The sequence below is a fragment of the Bartonella sp. TT29SHDZB genome (genome assembly GCF_042193395.1).
GTDB lineage: Bacteria > Pseudomonadota > Alphaproteobacteria > Rhizobiales > Rhizobiaceae > Bartonella.
Genome location: NZ_JBHILQ010000013.1, coordinates 15,410 through 35,177, shown reverse-complemented (window position 1 = coordinate 35,177; position 19,768 = coordinate 15,410). Strand labels below are relative to the sequence as shown.

Here is a 19,768-nt window from a genome sequence, read left to right as displayed (position 1 = left end):
TCAAAAGAGCATTTCTCAAAAAAGCACTCTTTTCCCTATTCTTCTCCTTGTGAGAGAAACCCCCGTGCCAAACCATCCCATAAAATCGTTTTCAAAGGCACTTCAAAGGCGATAGAGCGCCGTTGTGAAGTTAGAGGTACAATTTATCGCCTTATACAAAAAAAGCCTCTCTCAAGCCGTTTTTTTAAAGATTGCTTTTAAACTTTTAAACTGTTACATTATCCGCGAGGCGTGAGCCAGTTATACCAGGACGGTTTTACCGGATCTGCGAGGAGTTGACCGCCCTCCACGCCTTCTCTTTTCACAAAAGCCAGCAGGTCTTTCCGGTGTTCTCTTTACAACAACCTCTCGCCCTTTTTTTCAGCCGCATCCAATAAGCGTCCAATTTCTCTAGAGCTTTTTTTATGCATGGAGGTCAACCACCATTCTTGTTTGCTTGCCACGAATTTAACTGCTAAGCGCCACCATACCCCATCATTTTCACCTAAAAACACAACGCTCGGTACACCTTTTCGCCTGATAATGCCATGGGGTTTTATGAGCGTTTGAATGGCGCCCCGAAAATCATCCAAGCGAAGATCACGCGCTTGATGCTCTAACAAAATATGTTTCACACTGTCTGCGGATAAGCGAATAAGAGAATTTTCCGCTGCAAAAACATCACCCACCTTTTGTGGTATCGGTGCAATGGGTATAAACCCGCGAGGCATCCGTCCTTCAAACATGGCTTCCAAAAGTGGTGAACCCACAATATCTTCAATGGCAATGCGTTTGTCATTGTCCCCCATCACAGAGACTTTATCACTCAAAAAACGGCTTAAATTTTGCGCCCGATGTTTCCCAGGATTAGAATGCCAACCAGGATCAATCCCCTTTGGTATCTTCTCAATTTTCCCCGTTCGCTTATTGTGCCAAACCTGCTTTTCAACATGAAGTGGCTCTGCCCCCTCTTCATAGCCTAAATCTTCTGCTTCATAACGGCTTACCTGTCGCACACTGCATTTACACCGCCAACCATTGGGTGGATAAAGCCAATCCCAAACCGGATCATCAACAGGTGCCGTAAACCCCACCCAACTTTCATGTTCTAAACGCTTATGTTCTGAACTCGACAAAGCATAGGTGAGATAGGGCAAAAATTCTTTATTATTTTGTGTGCGCTCCCACTCGCCTGCTGCATGCGCACTCATGGTATTGGCCCAATAGACCGTTTCTAAACGCCGTGGGCTGCCCAATTGCACCACGCTCTTTTCACCAGTTTTGGGGTCAATGCTGGTCTTTTTACCCCACCAACCCTTTTCTTGTAAAATCGGCATCAGATTTTTTTGAAACTCTTGAAAAGGAACTTGATGCTTTATGGCTTCTCCAACCGCTCGCTTAAAATCCTCCAAAATATCATAGCCTAGCGATTTTGCCACCGTAAAGGAAAAGGCATGTTCTTCTGGTGCTATATCACGCCAATCAAAGCTTGGAACAAGTGCCTTGGCTTCAAAATAACGGATAACCTCTTTAGGGGCGGTTTTAAAAAGTTCCTCATCCATGATACCCAAGCCCACGTGCAATCATTTGTACTTTTGCCAAGCGCGCTGCTAATGCGTGATGATCCATCTCACCTAGCAATTCATCTAAGCCTTTTAGGATATCCTCATAACTTTTTGCTTCTCTCACAAGCTTTTTAAAAGGCTCTAAAAGGGGTTCTAAGTCCTCTTCCCAGTCGCTTAAAGCTTCTTGTGAAAGTCGGTCCAATTCGTCGTGATGTTTCCCACCCTTCTCTTTTGCACCCTTGCTCTCTCTTGTCACAGAAACATCAAAAACACCTCCACAATCAGCACAAACATGAGCCTTTTCTCCCCTCTCATCATCAAGCGCATTATCAGGAGCCTTTAAAACATCCTCTTCCTTTTTTGGTTGCGAAAAACCAATCTTATTGCGCACTTCTTGCGCCCCAACACGCAAACCTAAGGGCACAAGTTTTTCCAGCGCATCACTAATCGCTTTAATATCTTCATTTTCCGAAATCGGCCAATAGACAAGGGGGGTGCGCTCTTGGCGCCCAAAATTAATCTCAACAAAGGGCACAATTAAATCACGATTAGCCGTTAAAGCTAATTGGCGTGCATCAGCTCTGGCAATATCATGACGCACATTTTCATGAATGCGTGCTTGCGAAAAGGACGAACCATCATCCGTCGTCATGGTTTGTCCCAATACCCCTTTAGAAATCTGCCGATCTAAATATTCCGCCTTAGAGGCAAAAACCGCATTGCCACTGCCCCCTGCCGCTTCAATAAATTCAATCTCCATTTCTTTGGGAATAATCGCTGCCGCATCACTGGATAAATCACGCACCGCTTGAATGAGAACCCGCCGTTCCTCATGAGAAGAACTTGCCCCATATTTACCCACACGCAAAGGCATGCCATAAACTTCTAAGAAAGCCATCCAATCTTTTAAGGTATAAGACTTAAACAAAAAAGCCCAAGCCGCAAGTCTGGCAAGTCCCGTGCGGATAGGCAAACCGCTTTTTAACTTTGGGCGATGAATGGAAAATTTATAAGCAGGCAATTCAATACCATAGTGAGAGCCCTCTTCTTTTAAACGTAAATGAAAACCATCCAGCCGGTCCAATTGAAAAAACCGCTGGTCCCGCCATTTCCAAGCAACCGGCCACCATTCCTTGGCACTCTTGTCCCACAAAGTTTCAACAACCGCATAGCCTTTTCCCAAAGCATCTAACAAATCCGTGACATAATCATCAACAAAGGTAGGCGCACTAATCACTTCCCGCACCGCATCTGCTATCTTTTTGTCCTGTGCACTGTTGCTTGCGGCAATCACTCCAGGCTCCACCCCTGTGAGAGCATTTTTACGCATGCCAAGCACAGCACGATAATGCAAATCACGCTCTTCCATATCATCGGCAAGTTGAAAAAACTGCTCTGGATGCCCCTGTGCTGCCTGTTGCAAAATATCAGCAAGTTGCGCAGGGGTGAGACCACTGACAATGGTTTGTGACCACACATCACGAATACCATTAACGGTAGGGCTTGCGACTTCCCTCTCCAACCCTTTGATATTAAGCGCCCTACCCCACTGATCTAAAAGTTTTACCATCTCATCATCCCATCAATAAATCTTTGATCGCATTGTTGAAAAAAAAGGCGTTGAAAAGAGCGAGCTTTCATCAAAACGATAAGCCTCTCTCACAGGGGTATAATCATAAATTTCAGGAGTTTGGCGGCTGGCAAAATAAGCCAAAGCGCAAGCAATCGCGCTATCACCATGGCGCATAAAACCGTCACTGCCTTTAAAACGATGATTGTCTGGAATTTTCACAATGCCATTGACATAAGCAAGCGCTTGATGATCGGCAACAATGTCACTATCGCGCGGCAAAACAATCGTCCCATCCCCAAAAGCTTCCAAATAAGCCGGCATTTCCTTGCCATACCAACTTTGCGACAATTGCACTTCCTTCACACAAGCACCATAACGTTGCGCCGCTTTTTCGGCTAAATAAGCCCCATTGCCCCGCGCATCTAACGCGCCGCCCATCAAACGCGGCAAACCATTCACCCCATAAAATAAAATCTCTCTTTGTTGATCAAACGGCGTATTGCGCAATTCCACCATAAACCGGACACGGCGCACCAAATCTTGTCCCACCTCCATCACCACAATCGATGTCGCATCGCCCGATCTGGCAAAATCAACACCAAAAACATGTTGGCGCCGCCGGTCAAGCCCAGCATGAAGAGGTTTTATATGCTTCTCACACCAAGCAAAAGCAGCAACACTTCGTTGATGTTCCGATTGATTTTTAAAATCATCCACACAAGCAAAACGCAACACTGCAATGTCAGGCGCACAACAATTTTCAATCTGTAAGCGTGTTAAAGCCGCCCCTTCTTGATCGGCTGGTATGGCATCTAATTCTTGGCGCATAGCAGCCAAACGCACCCCATAAGACGCACGAATTTGCTGCTCCCATTGTTGCTCAGATGCTAAACTCCACACCTCCCCCTTCATGGCACAAACCCGTTTAAACAAGCCATTTTTAACAGCGACACCAAAGGGGTAACAATGCACCGAAAAAGGAACCTTACCTGCTCGCGCTTCACGGATCAATTCATTGAAAGGATTGAGCACACCATTATGGGTGGAGATCACACGGATTTTTCCTCCCCAAATGAGCAAAGCATTGACAGCATCCAAAACAGCGCGCACATCTTGATGAAACGCCGCCTCGTCAATCACCACAATGCCCTGTAGTCCGCGAATATTTTCAGGGCGGCTAGAAAGCGCCTCAACCCGAAACCCCGAAGCAAAACGCACCCGATAAGCAGAGATATATTTTGTTGAACCATCCGCCCTTTGATCAGAGAATAAAAATTCCTCAACATCCCCACTATGGCTCGTAATTGCCGAAGCAAAATTGCTCACATAGCCAATAAATTCCCGCCCCTTGTCTTTGGTGTCACCAATATAAAAAACATTATCGCCCCTCGCTTCACGTGCCGCCGCTGCAATCAGTGTATCATCCAAAGCTTCTGCAAAAGTAATGCCGGTCCGCCGCCCCTTTTCCACCAATTTTAATGGGGACTTATCTTCAATCCATGCCCGTTGATGTGCCATCAAAACGCCTTCCGCTAAGGGATCACTCTCTTTGGGAAAAGTACTTTTCCGCCAAATATCAAAACCACCTTGATGATCAAAGACATGACTTTTTGAAAAGGGCTGTTCAGCCATGTTTTACCCCCAACACCTGCGCACGAATAGCTCGCGCTGTTTCTTCTGAGAGCCCCGCCGCTGCTGCTGCAGCGTCAACCGCTTTGCTTGCTTTGCTGGTAAAATCCTTCTCTAATCTTTGCCGTCTGGTGGTCGACAAATGTTCAGCCGCCAACACGCCTTTAAGCGCATTGGCCAATTCTTGTGCCGCTTTTGGCGAAAGGTTTTTCCCGCTGCTTAACGTGGAAAAAATAAGTTCTTTAATCGCTGCCGCCGTCAAAAGAGTGATATTATCAGAAGCTTTAGCATCAAAGCGCTGCGAGAGGCTTGCGGCAATTTCTCTTGTCTGTTCTAGGCGCCGTGACATCACGGCTAGCCGCAAAGAATAACGATTAAAACTAGAAAAAGAGGGAATAGAAAAGCTGAGACCCGTTTCCTTTCGTAAAGCCTTCAAAGCCGCTTTAAACTCACCATAAATAGCCATTTGTGTCTTCTCACGCCCATTTAAAGCCTCAGCAGCAGCAGCAATAATTTGATCACAAGCTTGCGGCAATAAATCAATCGCCGTTAAACGTCCACGCCCGACCTTGCGCATCCTTCACCTCGTCTTTTATTGATGAACGTTTAGGCCGCTTAATCCCCTCAATGGAAAAGCTCCGGTCTAAATGACGCGCTCCCCGTTCTGTTAATGCCGCAAGAAAAACTGAACCCACACATTTTAAAGTAACAGCACCTTGATCTTCCATCCATGCCAGTTCATTATGCACAAAATCGCGATCGCGTCTGATGCCATAACTGTATAAAAGCCGCTCAATCATCGCACTCGATAAAGTTTCACTGCGCTCACAAGCAAGCCCTTTTAAAATAATCAACCGCGCTTCTTCACGGATGATTTTATCCATATCTGCTTTCATTTCTTGGCATTCTCCAACAAAAACTCTTGCAAGCGCTCACCAATGGCTGCCACCGGTTGTAATTGTGCAGAAAGCGTGTTGAGACGACCATTCAATTTCTCCATATTCACTTCCAATCTTTGCAGCGCATCACGATCAGGCAAAAAGTCCATCTCTGTTTCTAACTTTTGCACACGCTCTTTAAGCGTCGTGATATCTTTCAGCATTTCCCGCGCACCTGAAGAAAAATAGGCTCTCAAAACCCCACAAATCGCAATAACCGATAACAATAAAGACAACCAGCCATTGGCAACACTGATATCCAAATTCACTTAAAAGTCCCCTCTCTTTTGCCTAAAATCGCCCGCTCCGCAGCTTTTCTACGCTGTTCACAAATCAATAAAGCAGCACGATCACGCCCCCAATAGTGCACCACTTCGCGCGCATTCAAAGCACGCTCTGGCAATAAAGCTGGGCGGGCACACGCCATGCGAACAACAGGCGGCAACTCAACCGATAAAAAATGATAAGAAAGGCTACCCACCGGCTTGTGTGTTGAGCAAGCGCACACGCTCAAGCCCAATGCCACCGCCAGTAGTTGGCAATACTGCATTGACTTCCTCCATTTTTGTAAGCTTTTGTTCCAAAGCCGAAATTACCCCTTGCGCTCGATGCTCAGCTTCCAACGCTGCTTGCCTTTGTCGCTCCATCTCAAGCTGTGCGCGTGCAGAAGCCTTGGCAATCTCCAACTGCCAATACAAATCACGCGCCTTTTCCGCCTTTAAAACTTGCGCTTTCATAAAGCCAAAAGCCGCCAACATCACACTGACCAAAAACAACAAACCAAAAGACAGTTTTGAAACAGGGCTAAACATTGCTTTTATCTCCCCACCTCGTTATCTCCACCCCATCATAGGAGCTGCTATGCCGCTTATGGGAATGTTTCCTATTAGAAAAATCCAACGAGCCAAAGCCACGATGCACCCCCAGATTGCCAACAATAATCGCCACCATCGAAGGAATAGAAATGCTCGCCATATCAACAATATGCGGAGCCCCCCACAAACCACCAGAAACGAGCAAAAAAATAACCCCCCAAGCAAACCAAAAAGACCACCATAAATAGAGCCTAGAGCCACGATAAGAAGGTTTCATGCCTTCACCTCGCCTCCAAGCCCCAAAAGCTTTTTGGCGCGGTTCAAATAAATCAAACGTTGCACAAGTCCATTCTTGCCCCCATTAATTGCTCTAGTAATTCTGAGTAAATCATCTTGATCAGCAAGCCTATTCAAGCCTTTCATTTGCCAAAACCAAACAGCAGACCAAAGCGCTGCTGGAAACTTTTCCAGCTCTTGCGGAAATGCCTCACAATCAACAGCTTGTTCATCGACTAAGCGCCAAAACCTCGTAAAACGGCGATAATTATTGCGCCCCGTCAATTGGATCAACCCACGCCCCTTAAAGCGCACCCCATCCCCAGGGTTGACATTGCCTAAATCACGCCGCCCCTCATAAGCGCGCCCTGAGGCATATTCACAAACGGTAAAAAAGCCATCGCTCTCATGGGCACATTGGCTTAAAAAATGTGCAATACGCAACGGTGTTGTGAGTGCCCCATAAGATAAAGCTTTAGGCAACACGCGTGCCATTTCAACAATAATAAAATCTTGGCGCGCATGATGCGCCAATTTAGGCGCAAGGCGATGAAGAAAAGAAGCATCTATTGAAACCATAACAAACCACTCAATGCATAAAAATCCATGCGCAGTTTATCGGATTTCACCCCCCCAATATAAGCCTGACACTGTCAGTCAAAACTCTCAATACTCATAAAACTCTGGAAATAATAAACCTTGTGGTTCTTTTGAAGAAATTTTCTTTTTCAAGCGATAGGCTGTGCGCACATGCATACCAGAAACAGCAGCTGCAGTATCAACCGACCAGCCTTTTTGCAACGCTTGCACCATTTTTTGCCGCCGTTCAGCATCTCTGCCAAGGGGGATAAGAAGGCGCACACCCGAACCATTAAAACAAAAATGGTTGATCAATTGTTGCGCCTCTTCAAACCCAACAATTTCAATCAACCAATCCGCACTCTCAAGACGCCCGGGTATATAAACTTCTCGTCCACCAAAAGCCCGCATCATATTCCATGCTGCTTCACTGCCCGCAACATCAGCTATTTCACGCAATAAGGCAGGAAAATCGCTATAGATTTCCTCTTGCATACATGCTTACCCCTCGCTTTTAACACCTTTACGGATTTTCCGCCCCCAAACATTCATCACTTCTCTAAAATCGCCCCCACTCATCTCACCCAAAGCTTTACCACTTAACGCCATAACACTTTGATGAAAAGATTCCACATCAAACACAGCATCGGGATTCAAACACTTCCATTGGGCACACAAAATCAAATATCCTGGCATTTTCTGCCAAGAATCTTGAATCTTTTTCCCTTTCCAGTCAACCCCACCCTCACGCTGCAACCAACCTTTCAACGCCTCAATAGCTCTGCATGCATCATCGCTATCGCGTAAAAAGCGAATATGATCAATCCCTGTCTGTCTTTTCACAAAGGCAAGCAACGCTTTGTCTGAACGATCACGAATAATGCCAAGATTCCACCCAGCAATCCAGAGCGCCTGGAGCTTCTTGGCATATTTACCCTCTAAACGCTTCCCATTCGGCTTAAAACCACACGCTTTCATTTCAGCGATAACCAAGTGCTTTTCTGAAAAATTCAAATCTTTCGCCGATTGCTTGCCCGTCAAGCGATAGAGCAGTGCGCGATAGGTCTCATCATCAAGACCTAACGCGCGTTTTCCCATATGAAGGACAGCTAAAGACATCTCACCCCCCTCATGTCTTCGCCAGATCAATGGTCACAGCACGCCAAGCGCTTTCTAGGCTATCGCGCTCATAAAAACGCACATATTCCTTAGATGTCGTCACACGCAATGACTCGCGAATAGCACGCATCGCCTCTTTCCAGCGTGGATCATCAATATCCAAACGCAACAGCATAAAGATCTCGCCCCGATTCACCTTGCCTTCTTTATCCGTATTAAAAGCACGCGTAATAATCGCACGGATTTCAGGACGTGCATCCGCAGACCATTCATTCAAACACTCATCAAGAAGGCTTTTGGCAATTTGCAATTGCGGTCCAAAATCAACACTTTCCTGTACCTGCACCTTAATGCGTTGCAAACCATCAAAGCTTGTGTAAGTACAATTGCCCTTTTTGCCACGCCGCTCCACACCATATTCTTGCGCAAGCAAGCTATCAAAATCACTCAAATCCGCAATCGTATGGTTGTTAAAACGTGCAATCCTTGCCGATAATTCTTTCGCAAAACCCATAATTTTGCGCACCGTTTCATCCTCTAACAAATCCGCAGGGCGGATCAAGCTTACCGGCACCAAAGCCCCTTTTGCATCCTTCATATAACGCGTACCTTCAAGTTCAATTTGTGGATTCATCACCAACTTCCTCCTTATGTTTTTTGAAACCGACGAAATGGCACAACATCCCCTGAAGAAGGCGCACATCCCGCTTTCAATTGCCAACGACACCGCATAAGCTCATGACCTAAAACGTGGTTATAGCCTGCCAAACGACGCAAATACTCATTCAATTCTCGAACATCTTGTCCATGCATAAAAATGCCATTCACCTCATACTGTAAAAAGGCAGAGCGCAAAGCAATCAAGCACTCTCTCACCATATAGGGGTTACGTTCCATCATTTGCTTCCTCCAAAATCCATATAAATCACACGATTGCTCTCATCCGCATCAGAGCCTTCACACTCAGCCAAAACTTCTGCAACTTCAGCTTCCAAAACCGCATCCGCTTCCCCCAAACGATGAACACTCAACTCCAATTCAAGCAATAACGCCAAATCAACACACAATTTAAGCTTTTCTCCAATATCAAAACCGCATTGATAATCGTCATAAAGACCAACAAGCGTATCGGATAATTCTTTGTCGCATAAAGAGATCATGCCAATTCCTCCACGTCACGGTTTTTCCATGCCGCTTTGACATGTTTCAAAGTCACCTCACACCCATCTCCAAGCGCTGCCATGCGTGCCAACATCATGGTTTTGTCAATTTGCCGCAAAGCTCCAGCCTTTAAGCCTATCCCTGTCAAAAACTTTATCGCACCAACATCTTCAATCCCCCAATCATGAATGCGCGCCGCAATATCCTCACTATAGGGCTTGCGCCGTTTCAAATGCATCGCCAATCGGCTTTTAATTTGCGCATAAGAGGGACCATTTTGACGATGAACCAACCGCCCCGAGATCTCATCATTGCCAACCAAAGCCAACCCCGTACCGTTGATATCAACAAAGTGGCGCAACTGATTAATCGCTTCATCCGTTAAATTTTGCGCCTCATCAACAATCAACAATGTTCCGCCACCAACACGCTCTAACTTTTTGCCAATCGCACGCGTTAAGCGGGTGGGATTATATTCCACCACTTCCAATTCTGCTGCCATATCATTCAAAATACCGTGAACACTGCGCGTATGCGGGCTTGCTGTCACCAGATAAACATGCGGGCGGGTAGAGCGATAATGGCGGCAAGTTTCGGTCTTACCACTGCCCGCATCAAGCGTAATCATCACCATATCCCCCGTACTTTGTGCCAGTGTTAAAGTATCAATAATCTCACTGGCAATTCGATTCCTCTGAAAGGCTGGTTTTTCAGGAATGCGCTCCAAAAACCCCGCTGTTTCCTTTAAAGTCTCAACCCATTGGTGAACCTTCGCATTTTGCTTCCCCAACTGTCCCGCATAACTGCCCGCATACCATTGCGAAAACGTCCCATCCGGCATCCCTATGCGCCGTGCCACCTCTGCTTTCGACCAATCATTCATTTGCCCCAAAGCTCTCACTGCATCCACAAGCTCATTCCATAAAGCAATGTCATCACTGTTGCGGTTTTGTGCTGTTCCATTAGGCTGGATTTTAGGTCGCGCCCAAGGATTTTTATCGACCGTTGCATTTATCGCGTTTTTCATGTATATTCCCCTCTCGTATTGATTTTAGACTGTTGATAAGGGGAAGGGCTCCCACCCGCCCCTTATCTTTTGTCTTTAGAATGAACATTTAAAAGCCGTACGCGATACTAAAACGGCTAACCTTGCAAATCCCCTCTCTTTCTCACACATCGGGGAACTTGCTAACTCCACGCATCTCACCCGATCAGGCAAAGACACCTAGAAACTTCATGTATTGATTAGACTATGAAATGGATAAGATTCCTCCCCCCCTTTCTTTGTTAACGCTTCAAGCTGATACGCGATACAAAACCAGCTTCCTTTTGAGAATTCTTACAAATCCCCCCTCTTTCCTTTCCTATCGTTTAGGAAACTTGATCACCTCACGCCCCTCATCAGAGGCGGAAAACTTTCTCAAAGCTTTATGCAAGTGTTGACTGAATTCTTCCTCCCCCAAAGCCTCATCATCGTCTGCTTTCAAAGCTAAATTCCCCACATTGTTTGGCATCAAGCGGCTCACCTTTGGCTTTATCGGAAGCTTAGATTTGAACGCTTCATCCTTTTTCTCAAGGCGCCCATAAACATCGGCCAAGTGATCAGGCGCAAGCTTTGCCGCTAGCTGTTTTTCTGCTTTAACAGCCTTCACATATTCTTTACGCAAACGCCCATTCAAGCGCGCCGCCTGCTGGTCATAAAAACCTACATCACAAAGGCATGGTGCCAGACAAAGCAACCGATTATTCAAATCATAAACCCGTAAATCTTGATGCAAATTATCCGGATCAAAGCGTACAATCACTTTTTTCCCCGCATGCTCATTCAACGCCCGCGCCCAATAACGATTGCCATAAAAATGGATCTCGCCCGTACCCTTTTGCGCACGCAATGCCTCAGAGGTTAAAAGCCATAAAGCCCGTTGTGCTGCCGTTGCTTGCCGAATAATCGTCCCCTCTGCTTGCAAGCTCTCAGTAAAGGTCTCATCAAAACTGCGCCCCGCACAATTAACCGCCTTACGCCCTGCTTGCGCATTGTGTGCACAAATTTGCGCACCAACATGGGCTTTAAACGCTTCAAATCCTATCGCGCGCTTGCCATAATCTTCAGGCTTGGCATCCGGTTTATTGCCCGTATAAGCCCCCGCACAAAAGGGATGTTTCGAAATCGCTTCTGCCAGATCACGCCATGCCCGCTCAATCGGTTTAGACTGTCCGCTATAAGGTGTCGTCCATTGCAATTGCACCCCCAAACTCGTCAAAAGCCCTTGCGGATCATCCGGCTTAATCTTAAAACGAAAACGGTTTTGCACACCTCCAGAAATCCACTTGCTGGTAAAAGCGCGCCCATTATCCAAGGTCATACGCTCTGGTATGCCATAAGCTTCCACCATGTCCCCAATCACCAAACGAACAATTTCCCAAGTCTCAGCATCCGATAAGCGCCACGATAAAATCTTGCCCGAATAAAGATCTTGAATGGCAATCAGATAAAGCCGCACAGGCTTTTCTGTCCAAGGAACGCTCACAAAAACATCCAGCTTATGCCCGTCCATATTCACAGCTTGCAGTGCATGCAGGCTCGAGCGATCACGCCGTTGAGCTGGATAAAGCTTTTTTGCCTTTTCTTCTCCCTCACGCGCTAAAACCACAACCGCTTTGGAAATTTGCGCCTTAAAACGACGCCGCAAAGCCCGCTCAGAAGGAATGGGCTCAAAACCCCGCTCCTGCGCCACCGAAACCATGCGCCGATAACATGCCGAAAAAGCAGGGCGAGACGGGCGCAAATAATCCGAACAAAAAACCTCCCACGCCCCCTCATGACACGGCGCAAATTGCGAAACATTCTCCTCACCATAACAAGGCGCTAAAGCTGCCAACCAATCAGGGCGCTCATACCCCTCCACCATCTGCCGCCAATTAAAAAGCGACATCCGGCTCACACCAAATTGCACCGCACTCAAACTTGCCGCATCATGCACACCCATACCGGCATGGAGCAAATCTTCCCAAAAGCAAAGTGCCTTCAAACGCTCTTCACAGCGCCTTTTATGCGCCTTTGAAAGCCCCTCATAACGCACCCAAATACTTGCCTTTTGCTCCCCTTGCGTTTGTTTCACATCAACAGCCCCACCAAACCGCACCAACAATGCCGCCCGCGCCCCCTCCGGCAATAAAGAGATGTGATACTCCCAAACCGGCTTGGTTTTGCCTCCCACTTTCCTCGAAAGTTCAGAGTTTTTTCTCCAATATGCCCGTCCGTGGTTTTCAAGACTTTTATATGTTTTCGGCAACCCTGGCAAAGCTGCCTCAGCCAATTCGGCAATACTAAACCATTCCTTCATGGCTGCCCCCTTTTAATGCGAACCGGCGTTGCGCGCATGGCTTTCAATTGCGCTGCAATCTCCCGCTGTTCCTGCTGCAACCGCGCAATCTCTGCTAAACGTGCCTCATCCCCTTGCAACAGCAACAATCCATCTTCACTCACCACCTCATCCCAAAGCCAAAATGCCTCTGTCGCCCGCACAAAGGCTTTAAAACGCGGCAGGGAAATATCCACCTGCTTACTTTCTGCCACATAAGCATCCAAACTGGCCTTACTTAAACACCCAATCCCTAAATAATGCGCCATACGCTCCGCAATCACACTGCGCTCATGCCGGCATTCTCTCAAAGCCCGCGCCATCGCACGCTTAATGCGTGAGCGAAACCGCCCTAAATCAATCTGCGCAACGGGTTCGCGGCAGGGAAAAACCGGCTTTTGGAAAAAATCAAGCTGCCCACAACCATGCCTCTTCATGACAGCACCTCCCCCGATTGCTTGTTCAAATAATCATAAAACCGCGCCCGTGTCTGCGCATCCGCCCTCTGCCAAACACCCAATAACTGAGCAAAAACCCGCTCTTGTTCATTAATTTGCGGCGGCGTATTAATCCCATTGACCAAATCAACAGCCCGCCGTAAATCCCCATCAACCTGTTGCAAAGCAATTGCCACCCGCCGTTGCGCAACCGGCTCCATCTTGGCTAATTTTAACAACTGCGCTTGATTATCCGCCAATGCCGTCCCCCGCAAAACCGCCCGCAACTCCGGCTGTAAATGCTGAGCAATGCTGTTAAGACGTTTTACTGAAACTTGAGACAAACCAATACGATCCGCCACATGTTTAGAAAAAGATAAAACTGTCCCTTTACCATTTTCTTCATCTGTATAAGAAATAGGGACAACTTGTCCCAATTTCTCATCACCGATCAAAGGATCAACTTGATCCTTTGATTTTTCATCCCCTTCACACCCAGTTTCATGGTGCTCTGAAGAACCATCATTTGGCAAAGGTGCAAGTTGCACCTTTGCCACTTTGTCCTTTGTATATTGATTACCACCGATCAAAGGGTAATGTTTACCCTTTGATTTTCTGTCGCCACCAACCTTAATTTCCCCATACTTCTTTTCCCACAATTCGCGGTAAGTCTGGACAAAAAGCGCACGATCAATCACTGACAATTCATTGCGAAAGAGGTTTTCAGCAACCTCTAAAAGCGCGGCATTGTCCTTATCAGCCTGCACCACAACGGCATCAATGTCACTATAGCCCAAAAGCTCAGCAGCACGAAGCCGATGCGCACCAGCAATAAGCGTGTAATTACCTTCCTTAGCATTGGGGGTATGGCGCACCGTAATCGGATTCATCAATCCCTCCCGCGCCATTGATTGTGCAAGTGCCTTGGCATGCTCATCATCCACAGGGCGTATACGCTCCGGTACCACAATCACATCAAGAGCAAGCTTTTGAAACTGTGCCATCACGCCCCCGCCTTTCTGATCTCTTTAAAGAATAAATCCATCGCACGCCCCGCCCATCTTCGATAAGCTTTCGCAAAAACGGGTTCTTCCAAACGCCGGTTAATGGTACGCAAAGAACGAGCAACAGCAGTGCGTTCACGCTCTTGCATGGCAACAAGACGCCGCCGCGGCACCTCAAACTGATAATGCAAAATATGAATAACAATCTGTCGTGCTAACGCCGCATCAAATAAGCAGTGCGGAGGGTCAATAATATACCGGATTGGCAAATGTTTAAATCCACTACTCACCGCCTTAAAAGAACAGGCAAGCATAGCTTCCAAACGTTCAACCTCCGAATAAGGATTAACGATATCGCTTCTGGCTTCTGGGGTCCATAAATTACAAGCAGCAACCATAACCACCCCCTATAAAAACAATATGACCACCATCTAATCGCCAGAACCAACCCATGCAAACGGCTGTTCTATGATGCAACTCTATGCAATTTATCTTGCCTATTTCGTACTGATCTTTAGACATTGATAAACCTTTTTATCTTATGGTATTTAAATTCATGGCAAATGCGCAAAAGCGCAAAGCCGTGTAACGAAATTCAAGCAGCATTCCCACGCAAAGCAGAATGCGCACGCGAATCTGTATTGGCATGTTTTGCTGCTTTAAAAATGCGACGGCGACTTTTGGGGTAGCGGTCGCTAAAAACCTGCTCGACGGGCAAACCGATAAAATCGGCAATAGCACGTTCGGCTTTCTCGTTAGACCGTGTCCAGATATGTTGAACACTGGATGACGAGAGTTGATAAGCTTTCGCGAGCTCCGCCAAGGTCATATTACGGCGGCGTAGCTCGGCTAAAATACTATGGCGATCCCATACTTGAATGCATGTTTGGGTGGTTGTCATAAACTTCGCTCCTGCTTCAAACGGATGCTCCCACATCCGTTTTTTGTGGGGTTAATTGTAAAATATCTGCCCTCTATATCGGGCGGTAATATGTAGTTAATTCATTTTATATGTTTTGTAAACATAAAAAATGAATTTATGAGGTATTTTTTTGGCACGTCCCGATTCAGAACCCAAAACACCATTGGCAAAACGCCTACGTGACATAAGAAAAATGCTTGGAAATGAAGAACGCGGTGCTTTTGCAAAAACTCTTGATTTAGCGAAAGGTACGCTCGCAAATTATGAGCTCGGTGTAAATGAGCCACCAGCATCTATCGTAATTGCCTATCACAAAATTTATGGCGTAGACTTTCATTGGCTTCTCACTGGTGAAGGCGAAATGTTTAGTGACATGGCAAAAGCGAAAGCAGCAGGTTTTAAAGCACCCACCATTCCTGCTGGTCTCATGAAAAAGCTTGGTCGCATAGCTTATACAACTTATCGCGATGCTAAAATAAAACTCCCCCCTGAAGATATAGCGGAATTAGCGGCAGAGCTTTATAAAAAGTTACAAGAGCTTGTTCAAGACATCAACGACATGGAAGAAGTAGAAGCGACTTTCCCTCTTCTTAAAATTCATTTAAAGCGTCAAATAGAAGCTGAAAGAGTACATCTAGAAACTACACAAAATACGGCTTAATGCCTCTCTAAGATAAATGGGGAAATCTCTTTTTAAAATCCTGTAATTTAAAACGAACCTAAATATGAATAAGGAGCATTTTTGGCACGCCCTAAAAAAGAACCTAAAACAGAACTAGCAAAGCGGCTATGTGAAGTGCGACGCGCCCTTGGTTTCACAGAGCGTAAGCAATTTGCTAGACATTTTGAAATTCCCGAAACGACTATGCGCAATTATGAAACGGGTTTACGAGAGCCTCCTGCATCTATACTGCGAATATATAAAGATCGCTGTGGAATATCCTTAGATTGGCTCGTTACGGGTGAAGGTGAAATGTTTAGTAACATGGCAAAAGCGAAAGCAGCTGGTTTTAAAGCACCTACCATCCCTGCTGGTCTCATGAAAAAGCTCGGTCGCATAGCTTATACAACCTATCGCGATGCAAATATAAAGATCCCTCCTGAAGATATAGCGGAACTCGCGGCAGAACTTTATGGAAAACTGCAAGAGCTTGTTCAAGATATCAACGACACGGAAGAAGTCGAGCTTATTTTACCTCTTCTAAAATTGCATTTAAAGCGTCAAATAGAGGCTGAAAATGCACATCCAGAAACTACATAAGATACAGCTTAATGCCTCTCTAAAATGAAAAATGAAAGTGGAAATCTTTTTACATTAAAAAATTTATATAAATTATTGATAAAAAATACTTTTTACTCAATTTTTAGAGATTTCCACTTATATATGGAAATCTTTTTTGCTTTTTTGGTCATTTTGGGCTGATTTTGACGTCAATTGAACTTTTGGAGTGATTTTTTTCACAGGGTCTTCAAAGGCGGTTTTCTGGGCTTTCACAGACTTTTCAAAATTTTTCACAGGGTTTTCACAGACCTTTCAAAGCCCTCTCTCATTTTTACCTTTGAAACGCTCTTTTTTCTAATTTTTACTATTTTTCGCTCTTTTTTACAATTTTAGGTGTCAAAATCTATTTTGACAAAACGCGCATTTAATGCTAAATTTTATACACAAAAACAACAAATTACCACGTATTCCTACCTAATCCCACCTTTTCCCACTTAGTATAAAACCTAGTGTCAAACTACATTGCCAGCAGGTTTTGTATAATTTGCCACTAGGTTTTGTACCAATTTATTTTTTTTCAAAGAGTTTTTAAGGGGTTCTCAAAGGGTCTTCAAAGACCTTTCAAAGATCATTTAAAGCCTCTTTTTCTTTTCTGCTCAAAATCGCAATTTTTGATGATCAATCATTGAGTTGGAATCGTATTATTTGAGAAGCAGCGTATATAAGATGGTATGACTTCTTTTAGCATAAATTGACTGATGATTTTTCTGTATCCTAAGCACATTATTCAGGACATTATTAAATAAGAGAAGCGTTTAAGGAATTCAGTCAACTTGACCAAATTGCTCTTCAGTATGCAATTGTGCAATGTTTGCACCATTGCTCCTTTGAGGAATTAGGTAAACAATACCTTATTGCTGTACTCATGCAATTGGATCAACTTGATCCTATTTCTCGTTTTAGCAATTGGAACAAGTTGTCCTTATTCCTCTAAATGCCCTTCATCACCAATCAAAGGGTAAACATTACCCTTTGATTTTCTGTCACTCAGAGGTTTCCTTTTCTCCTGCCTCTTTTCCCTTGTTTGGTGCCTCGAGTGTGATTTCTGTTGTGTATCCGCTTTGTTTTTCATAGCGGTGGGTGACGGTTGCAGCTTTCCATGGTCCATTGATTTGCCCACGAAACCCTTGAAGGATGAGAGGTTGGTCGGCCATGATTTCTGGTCGCCCCGCAAGAGACAAAGAACCACTGCCCACAGCACGGCACAGCCTATCCGATTCTGATGCAGCAGCAGCTCGTGCTTCCTCCTCACAAGTGTAACAAGTCCGTAAACGCCGCACGGGACCGCTAAACCCTGTCTGATGTTTGACTTGGCATTGCTGCCCTTTTGAGCGATCAAAATAAGAAGCTTCAATAGTGCCATATTGCGTACGTGGCTCTAATGTGAATTCCCAGTTGGAACAGTCATTTTTATAAAGTTCGAGTGCTGGTAAATTATCCCCGCTTAAAAATAAAAACTTATTGTCTTTGATTAAAAAACGCGCCCGCATGCGATCGGCAAGGCGGGTTAAAAAATCAACCGCCGATTGATCTGTACGAATCACATAAGGCAAAGTTTGTTTGGTAAATTGGGGACTGACCTTTGCTTGATAGCCATGGCGTTTGGCAAGTGTCTCAACAATCTCACCAACAGTTTTGTGGTCAAAATGTTCACTCACCTGTTCTTTGAGCTCTTTACGCATCGAGGCACTTTTGCCACAAAGGCGCAAGATCTCTCCATCACTGCCACCACAACTTACAACCGATTCGACAACAAAACACCCCATAAAGGCACTGATGCTGTTCTCATAACCAAAGATCACCTGTAGCGCACTGTTACTGGAGGGAACCTCTAAATCATTACCACTATCATCAAACTCTGCTTCAAATGTATCGGCTTTATTACACAACAAATTGATTTATAATGATAATTTACTGTTTTGTATATTGATGAGAGACCCGAATATTGTAAGATTCTCTCATTTCAAATCTGTTTATATTGCTGAAGTATTGTTTTCAATTTTTTCCTCAATCGTATTGTGTAAAATTAAAATAATCGGGATAGCCATAAAACAACAGATCAAAATAAATAAGCTAAAAATACATATAAAAGTAAAAATATCAAACTCTCTGCCCCCATCCAATACTTGGATAATGACCTTATCCAACATCTGGATAACAAAGTCCACTGCCAAAATGATAACAAATATGCAGAGGACTATTTTATAGTCCTTCGATGAAAGGACCATAACTTCTTTAAACGCTAAAACTTCAGATTCTTTATCAAATGCTGAAGAGACTCCCAAAACCTTATTATCTGGATTTTAAAGTGTCTCATGAAATGGTTATGTTTCTTGTATTGTCATACTGGTCTCATTTTTTTCTTTCATTTTCGGAGCGTGTTTCTGGTGCTTCTCCATATCTTTTCCATCTATCTCTTTCCGCTCTTTCACAGTTTCTGTTACACAAAAAACAAAGAGTCCCTATAATAACCGTAACGGATATGATGAGTACTATTGCAAATCCCACCGTTCATTCCTTTTTCAATGAAATCGTTGTTTATCATCTCATGCATTCTTCCTCATTTGCATCAATGAACAACTTTCTGTTTTCTTATCGAGATATTTTCTTCAAATTTTGAAGCCTATTGTTTAAACTATCAATTTCGTGATTGAGCCTTTCAAGTTCTTTATTGAGTCCATCAACATGTCCATGATGTTCAGAAATCACTTCTAAGTAATGTAACATTTGAGACTGATCTTTATGCTTATTTGCTTCACCTAGCCCTCGAAAGGCTTCTGTCCTTTTCTCAACATGCTCAAATATAGTAAAAGCCTTCTCGAGCCACTCAAAAACCGCATCATTGCGTTCCTTGAACGACTTGGGAACAAAATAATTTATCTATACCCGTATAGCCATGCGAGGTAGACAAAAAATATGGTAGCAAAAATATGATAAGCAATAAGCCTTCTCTAAACAGAACTTTTTTTGTAAACATTTTTTATTTTTTCTCTGAACACAACAATTTAAATAGATACACAATTCATATTAAAATATTCATAATGAAATTTATTAAATCTATTTTTAATAATCTATAATAAAAATAAAAAATGATAAGTTGTACAACAATTAAATACGCCACATATAG

Annotated in this window: 24 protein-coding genes and 1 pseudogene; 2 read left to right on the top strand and 23 right to left on the bottom strand. The window is 44.6% G+C overall.

What is annotated here, in order from left to right; genetic code table 11:
• Positions 1-335: 335 nt before the first annotated feature.
• The 22 genes from ACFIJJ_RS06950 to ACFIJJ_RS06845 all read right to left on the bottom strand — a co-directional run bounded on the left by ACFIJJ_RS06950 (position 336) and on the right by ACFIJJ_RS06845 (position 15,338).
• Positions 336-1,541 carry a phage minor head protein gene (locus ACFIJJ_RS06950; protein WP_375646434.1) on the bottom strand — a complete coding sequence of 402 codons (1,206 nt, stop codon included), beginning with the start codon at positions 1,539-1,541 and terminating at the stop codon, positions 336-338.
• Positions 1,534-3,114, bottom strand: a complete 1,581-nt coding sequence (locus ACFIJJ_RS06945; protein ID WP_375646433.1) for a DUF935 domain-containing protein — start codon at positions 3,112-3,114, stop codon at positions 1,534-1,536. Before ACFIJJ_RS06945 ends, ACFIJJ_RS06950 begins: the two co-directional genes overlap by 8 nt.
• A gap of 12 nt (positions 3,115-3,126) precedes the next feature.
• Positions 3,127-4,749: a hypothetical protein gene (locus ACFIJJ_RS06940; protein ID WP_375646431.1), complete on the bottom strand. Its 1,623-nt coding sequence runs from the start codon at positions 4,747-4,749 to the stop codon at positions 3,127-3,129.
• Positions 4,742-5,323 carry a phage protein Gp27 family protein gene (locus ACFIJJ_RS06935; RefSeq protein WP_375646429.1) on the bottom strand — a complete coding sequence of 194 codons (582 nt, stop codon included), beginning with the start codon at positions 5,321-5,323 and terminating at the stop codon, positions 4,742-4,744. The genes ACFIJJ_RS06940 and ACFIJJ_RS06935 overlap by 8 nt, the downstream gene beginning before the upstream one ends.
• Entirely contained in the window at positions 5,286-5,642 is a 357-nt protein-coding gene (locus tag ACFIJJ_RS06930; protein WP_375612320.1) for a hypothetical protein, read from the bottom strand. The genes ACFIJJ_RS06935 and ACFIJJ_RS06930 overlap by 38 nt, the downstream gene beginning before the upstream one ends.
• Positions 5,639-5,953, bottom strand: a complete 315-nt coding sequence (locus ACFIJJ_RS06925; RefSeq protein ID WP_375646428.1) for a DUF2730 family protein — start codon at positions 5,951-5,953, stop codon at positions 5,639-5,641. Before ACFIJJ_RS06925 ends, ACFIJJ_RS06930 begins: the two co-directional genes overlap by 4 nt.
• A complete protein-coding gene (locus ACFIJJ_RS06920; protein ID WP_375646427.1) occupies positions 5,950-6,192 on the bottom strand; it encodes a hypothetical protein in 243 nt (80 codons plus the stop codon). Before ACFIJJ_RS06920 ends, ACFIJJ_RS06925 begins: the two co-directional genes overlap by 4 nt.
• Positions 6,158-6,496: a hypothetical protein gene (locus ACFIJJ_RS06915; protein WP_375646425.1), complete on the bottom strand. Its 339-nt coding sequence runs from the start codon at positions 6,494-6,496 to the stop codon at positions 6,158-6,160. The genes ACFIJJ_RS06920 and ACFIJJ_RS06915 overlap by 35 nt, the downstream gene beginning before the upstream one ends.
• Positions 6,489-6,776: a hypothetical protein gene (locus tag ACFIJJ_RS06910; RefSeq protein ID WP_375612317.1), complete on the bottom strand. Its 288-nt coding sequence runs from the start codon at positions 6,774-6,776 to the stop codon at positions 6,489-6,491. Before ACFIJJ_RS06910 ends, ACFIJJ_RS06915 begins: the two co-directional genes overlap by 8 nt.
• Entirely contained in the window at positions 6,773-7,354 is a 582-nt protein-coding gene (locus ACFIJJ_RS06905; protein ID WP_375646424.1) for a glycoside hydrolase family 19 protein, read from the bottom strand. Before ACFIJJ_RS06905 ends, ACFIJJ_RS06910 begins: the two co-directional genes overlap by 4 nt.
• An 87-nt stretch (positions 7,355-7,441) precedes the next feature.
• A complete protein-coding gene (locus ACFIJJ_RS06900; RefSeq protein WP_375612315.1) occupies positions 7,442-7,849 on the bottom strand; it encodes a helix-turn-helix domain-containing protein in 408 nt (135 codons plus the stop codon).
• A 6-nt stretch (positions 7,850-7,855) separates the two neighbouring features.
• A complete protein-coding gene (locus ACFIJJ_RS06895) occupies positions 7,856-8,473 on the bottom strand; it encodes a regulatory protein GemA (protein ID WP_375646423.1) in 618 nt (205 codons plus the stop codon).
• Positions 8,474-8,483: 10 nt separating this feature from the next.
• Positions 8,484-9,107 (bottom strand): DUF3164 family protein, encoded by a 624-nt coding sequence (locus tag ACFIJJ_RS06890; protein ID WP_375646421.1) that lies wholly within the window; start codon positions 9,105-9,107, stop codon positions 8,484-8,486.
• A 14-nt stretch (positions 9,108-9,121) separates the two neighbouring features.
• Positions 9,122-9,373, bottom strand: a complete 252-nt coding sequence (locus ACFIJJ_RS06885; protein WP_375627417.1) for a hypothetical protein — start codon at positions 9,371-9,373, stop codon at positions 9,122-9,124.
• Positions 9,370-9,633 (bottom strand): hypothetical protein, encoded by a 264-nt coding sequence (locus tag ACFIJJ_RS06880; protein ID WP_375621662.1) that lies wholly within the window; start codon positions 9,631-9,633, stop codon positions 9,370-9,372. The genes ACFIJJ_RS06885 and ACFIJJ_RS06880 overlap by 4 nt, the downstream gene beginning before the upstream one ends.
• Positions 9,630-10,661: an AAA family ATPase gene (locus tag ACFIJJ_RS06875; protein WP_375624046.1), complete on the bottom strand. Its 1,032-nt coding sequence runs from the start codon at positions 10,659-10,661 to the stop codon at positions 9,630-9,632. The genes ACFIJJ_RS06880 and ACFIJJ_RS06875 overlap by 4 nt, the downstream gene beginning before the upstream one ends.
• A gap of 337 nt (positions 10,662-10,998) precedes the next feature.
• Complete coding sequence (locus ACFIJJ_RS06870) at positions 10,999-12,978, bottom strand: transposase domain-containing protein (protein WP_375646419.1); 1,980 nt, start codon at positions 12,976-12,978, stop codon at positions 10,999-11,001.
• Positions 12,975-13,433, bottom strand: a complete 459-nt coding sequence (locus tag ACFIJJ_RS06865; protein WP_012232200.1) for a hypothetical protein — start codon at positions 13,431-13,433, stop codon at positions 12,975-12,977. Before ACFIJJ_RS06865 ends, ACFIJJ_RS06870 begins: the two co-directional genes overlap by 4 nt.
• Positions 13,430-14,437, bottom strand: a complete 1,008-nt coding sequence (locus ACFIJJ_RS06860; RefSeq protein ID WP_375646417.1) for a ParB/RepB/Spo0J family partition protein — start codon at positions 14,435-14,437, stop codon at positions 13,430-13,432. The genes ACFIJJ_RS06865 and ACFIJJ_RS06860 overlap by 4 nt, the downstream gene beginning before the upstream one ends.
• On the bottom strand, positions 14,437-14,835 hold the full coding sequence (locus tag ACFIJJ_RS06855) for a hypothetical protein (RefSeq protein WP_375612308.1): 399 nt from the start codon (positions 14,833-14,835) through the stop codon (positions 14,437-14,439). Before ACFIJJ_RS06855 ends, ACFIJJ_RS06860 begins: the two co-directional genes overlap by 1 nt.
• Positions 14,819-14,959, bottom strand: a complete 141-nt coding sequence (locus tag ACFIJJ_RS06850) for a hypothetical protein (RefSeq protein WP_273755279.1) — start codon at positions 14,957-14,959, stop codon at positions 14,819-14,821. Before ACFIJJ_RS06850 ends, ACFIJJ_RS06855 begins: the two co-directional genes overlap by 17 nt.
• 73 nt (positions 14,960-15,032) lie before the next feature.
• Positions 15,033-15,338: a helix-turn-helix transcriptional regulator gene (locus ACFIJJ_RS06845; protein WP_005864619.1), complete on the bottom strand. Its 306-nt coding sequence runs from the start codon at positions 15,336-15,338 to the stop codon at positions 15,033-15,035.
• Between the two features lie 151 nt (positions 15,339-15,489).
• Here ACFIJJ_RS06845 and ACFIJJ_RS06840 point away from each other — a divergent pair, with 151 nt between their 5' ends.
• Together ACFIJJ_RS06840 and ACFIJJ_RS06835 are read left to right on the top strand one after the other, a co-directional pair.
• A complete protein-coding gene (locus tag ACFIJJ_RS06840) occupies positions 15,490-16,020 on the top strand; it encodes a helix-turn-helix transcriptional regulator (RefSeq protein ID WP_375631535.1) in 531 nt (176 codons plus the stop codon).
• 81 nt (positions 16,021-16,101) lie between these two features.
• On the top strand, positions 16,102-16,620 hold the full coding sequence (locus ACFIJJ_RS06835; RefSeq protein ID WP_375646415.1) for a helix-turn-helix domain-containing protein: 519 nt from the start codon (positions 16,102-16,104) through the stop codon (positions 16,618-16,620).
• Between the two features lie 1,004 nt (positions 16,621-17,624).
• On the opposite strand, the pseudogene ACFIJJ_RS06830 reads toward ACFIJJ_RS06835, so the two are convergent.
• Positions 17,625-18,524: pseudogene (locus ACFIJJ_RS06830) on the bottom strand (phage late control D family protein); the annotation flags it as partial.
• Positions 18,525-19,768: the final 1,244 nt, after the last annotated feature.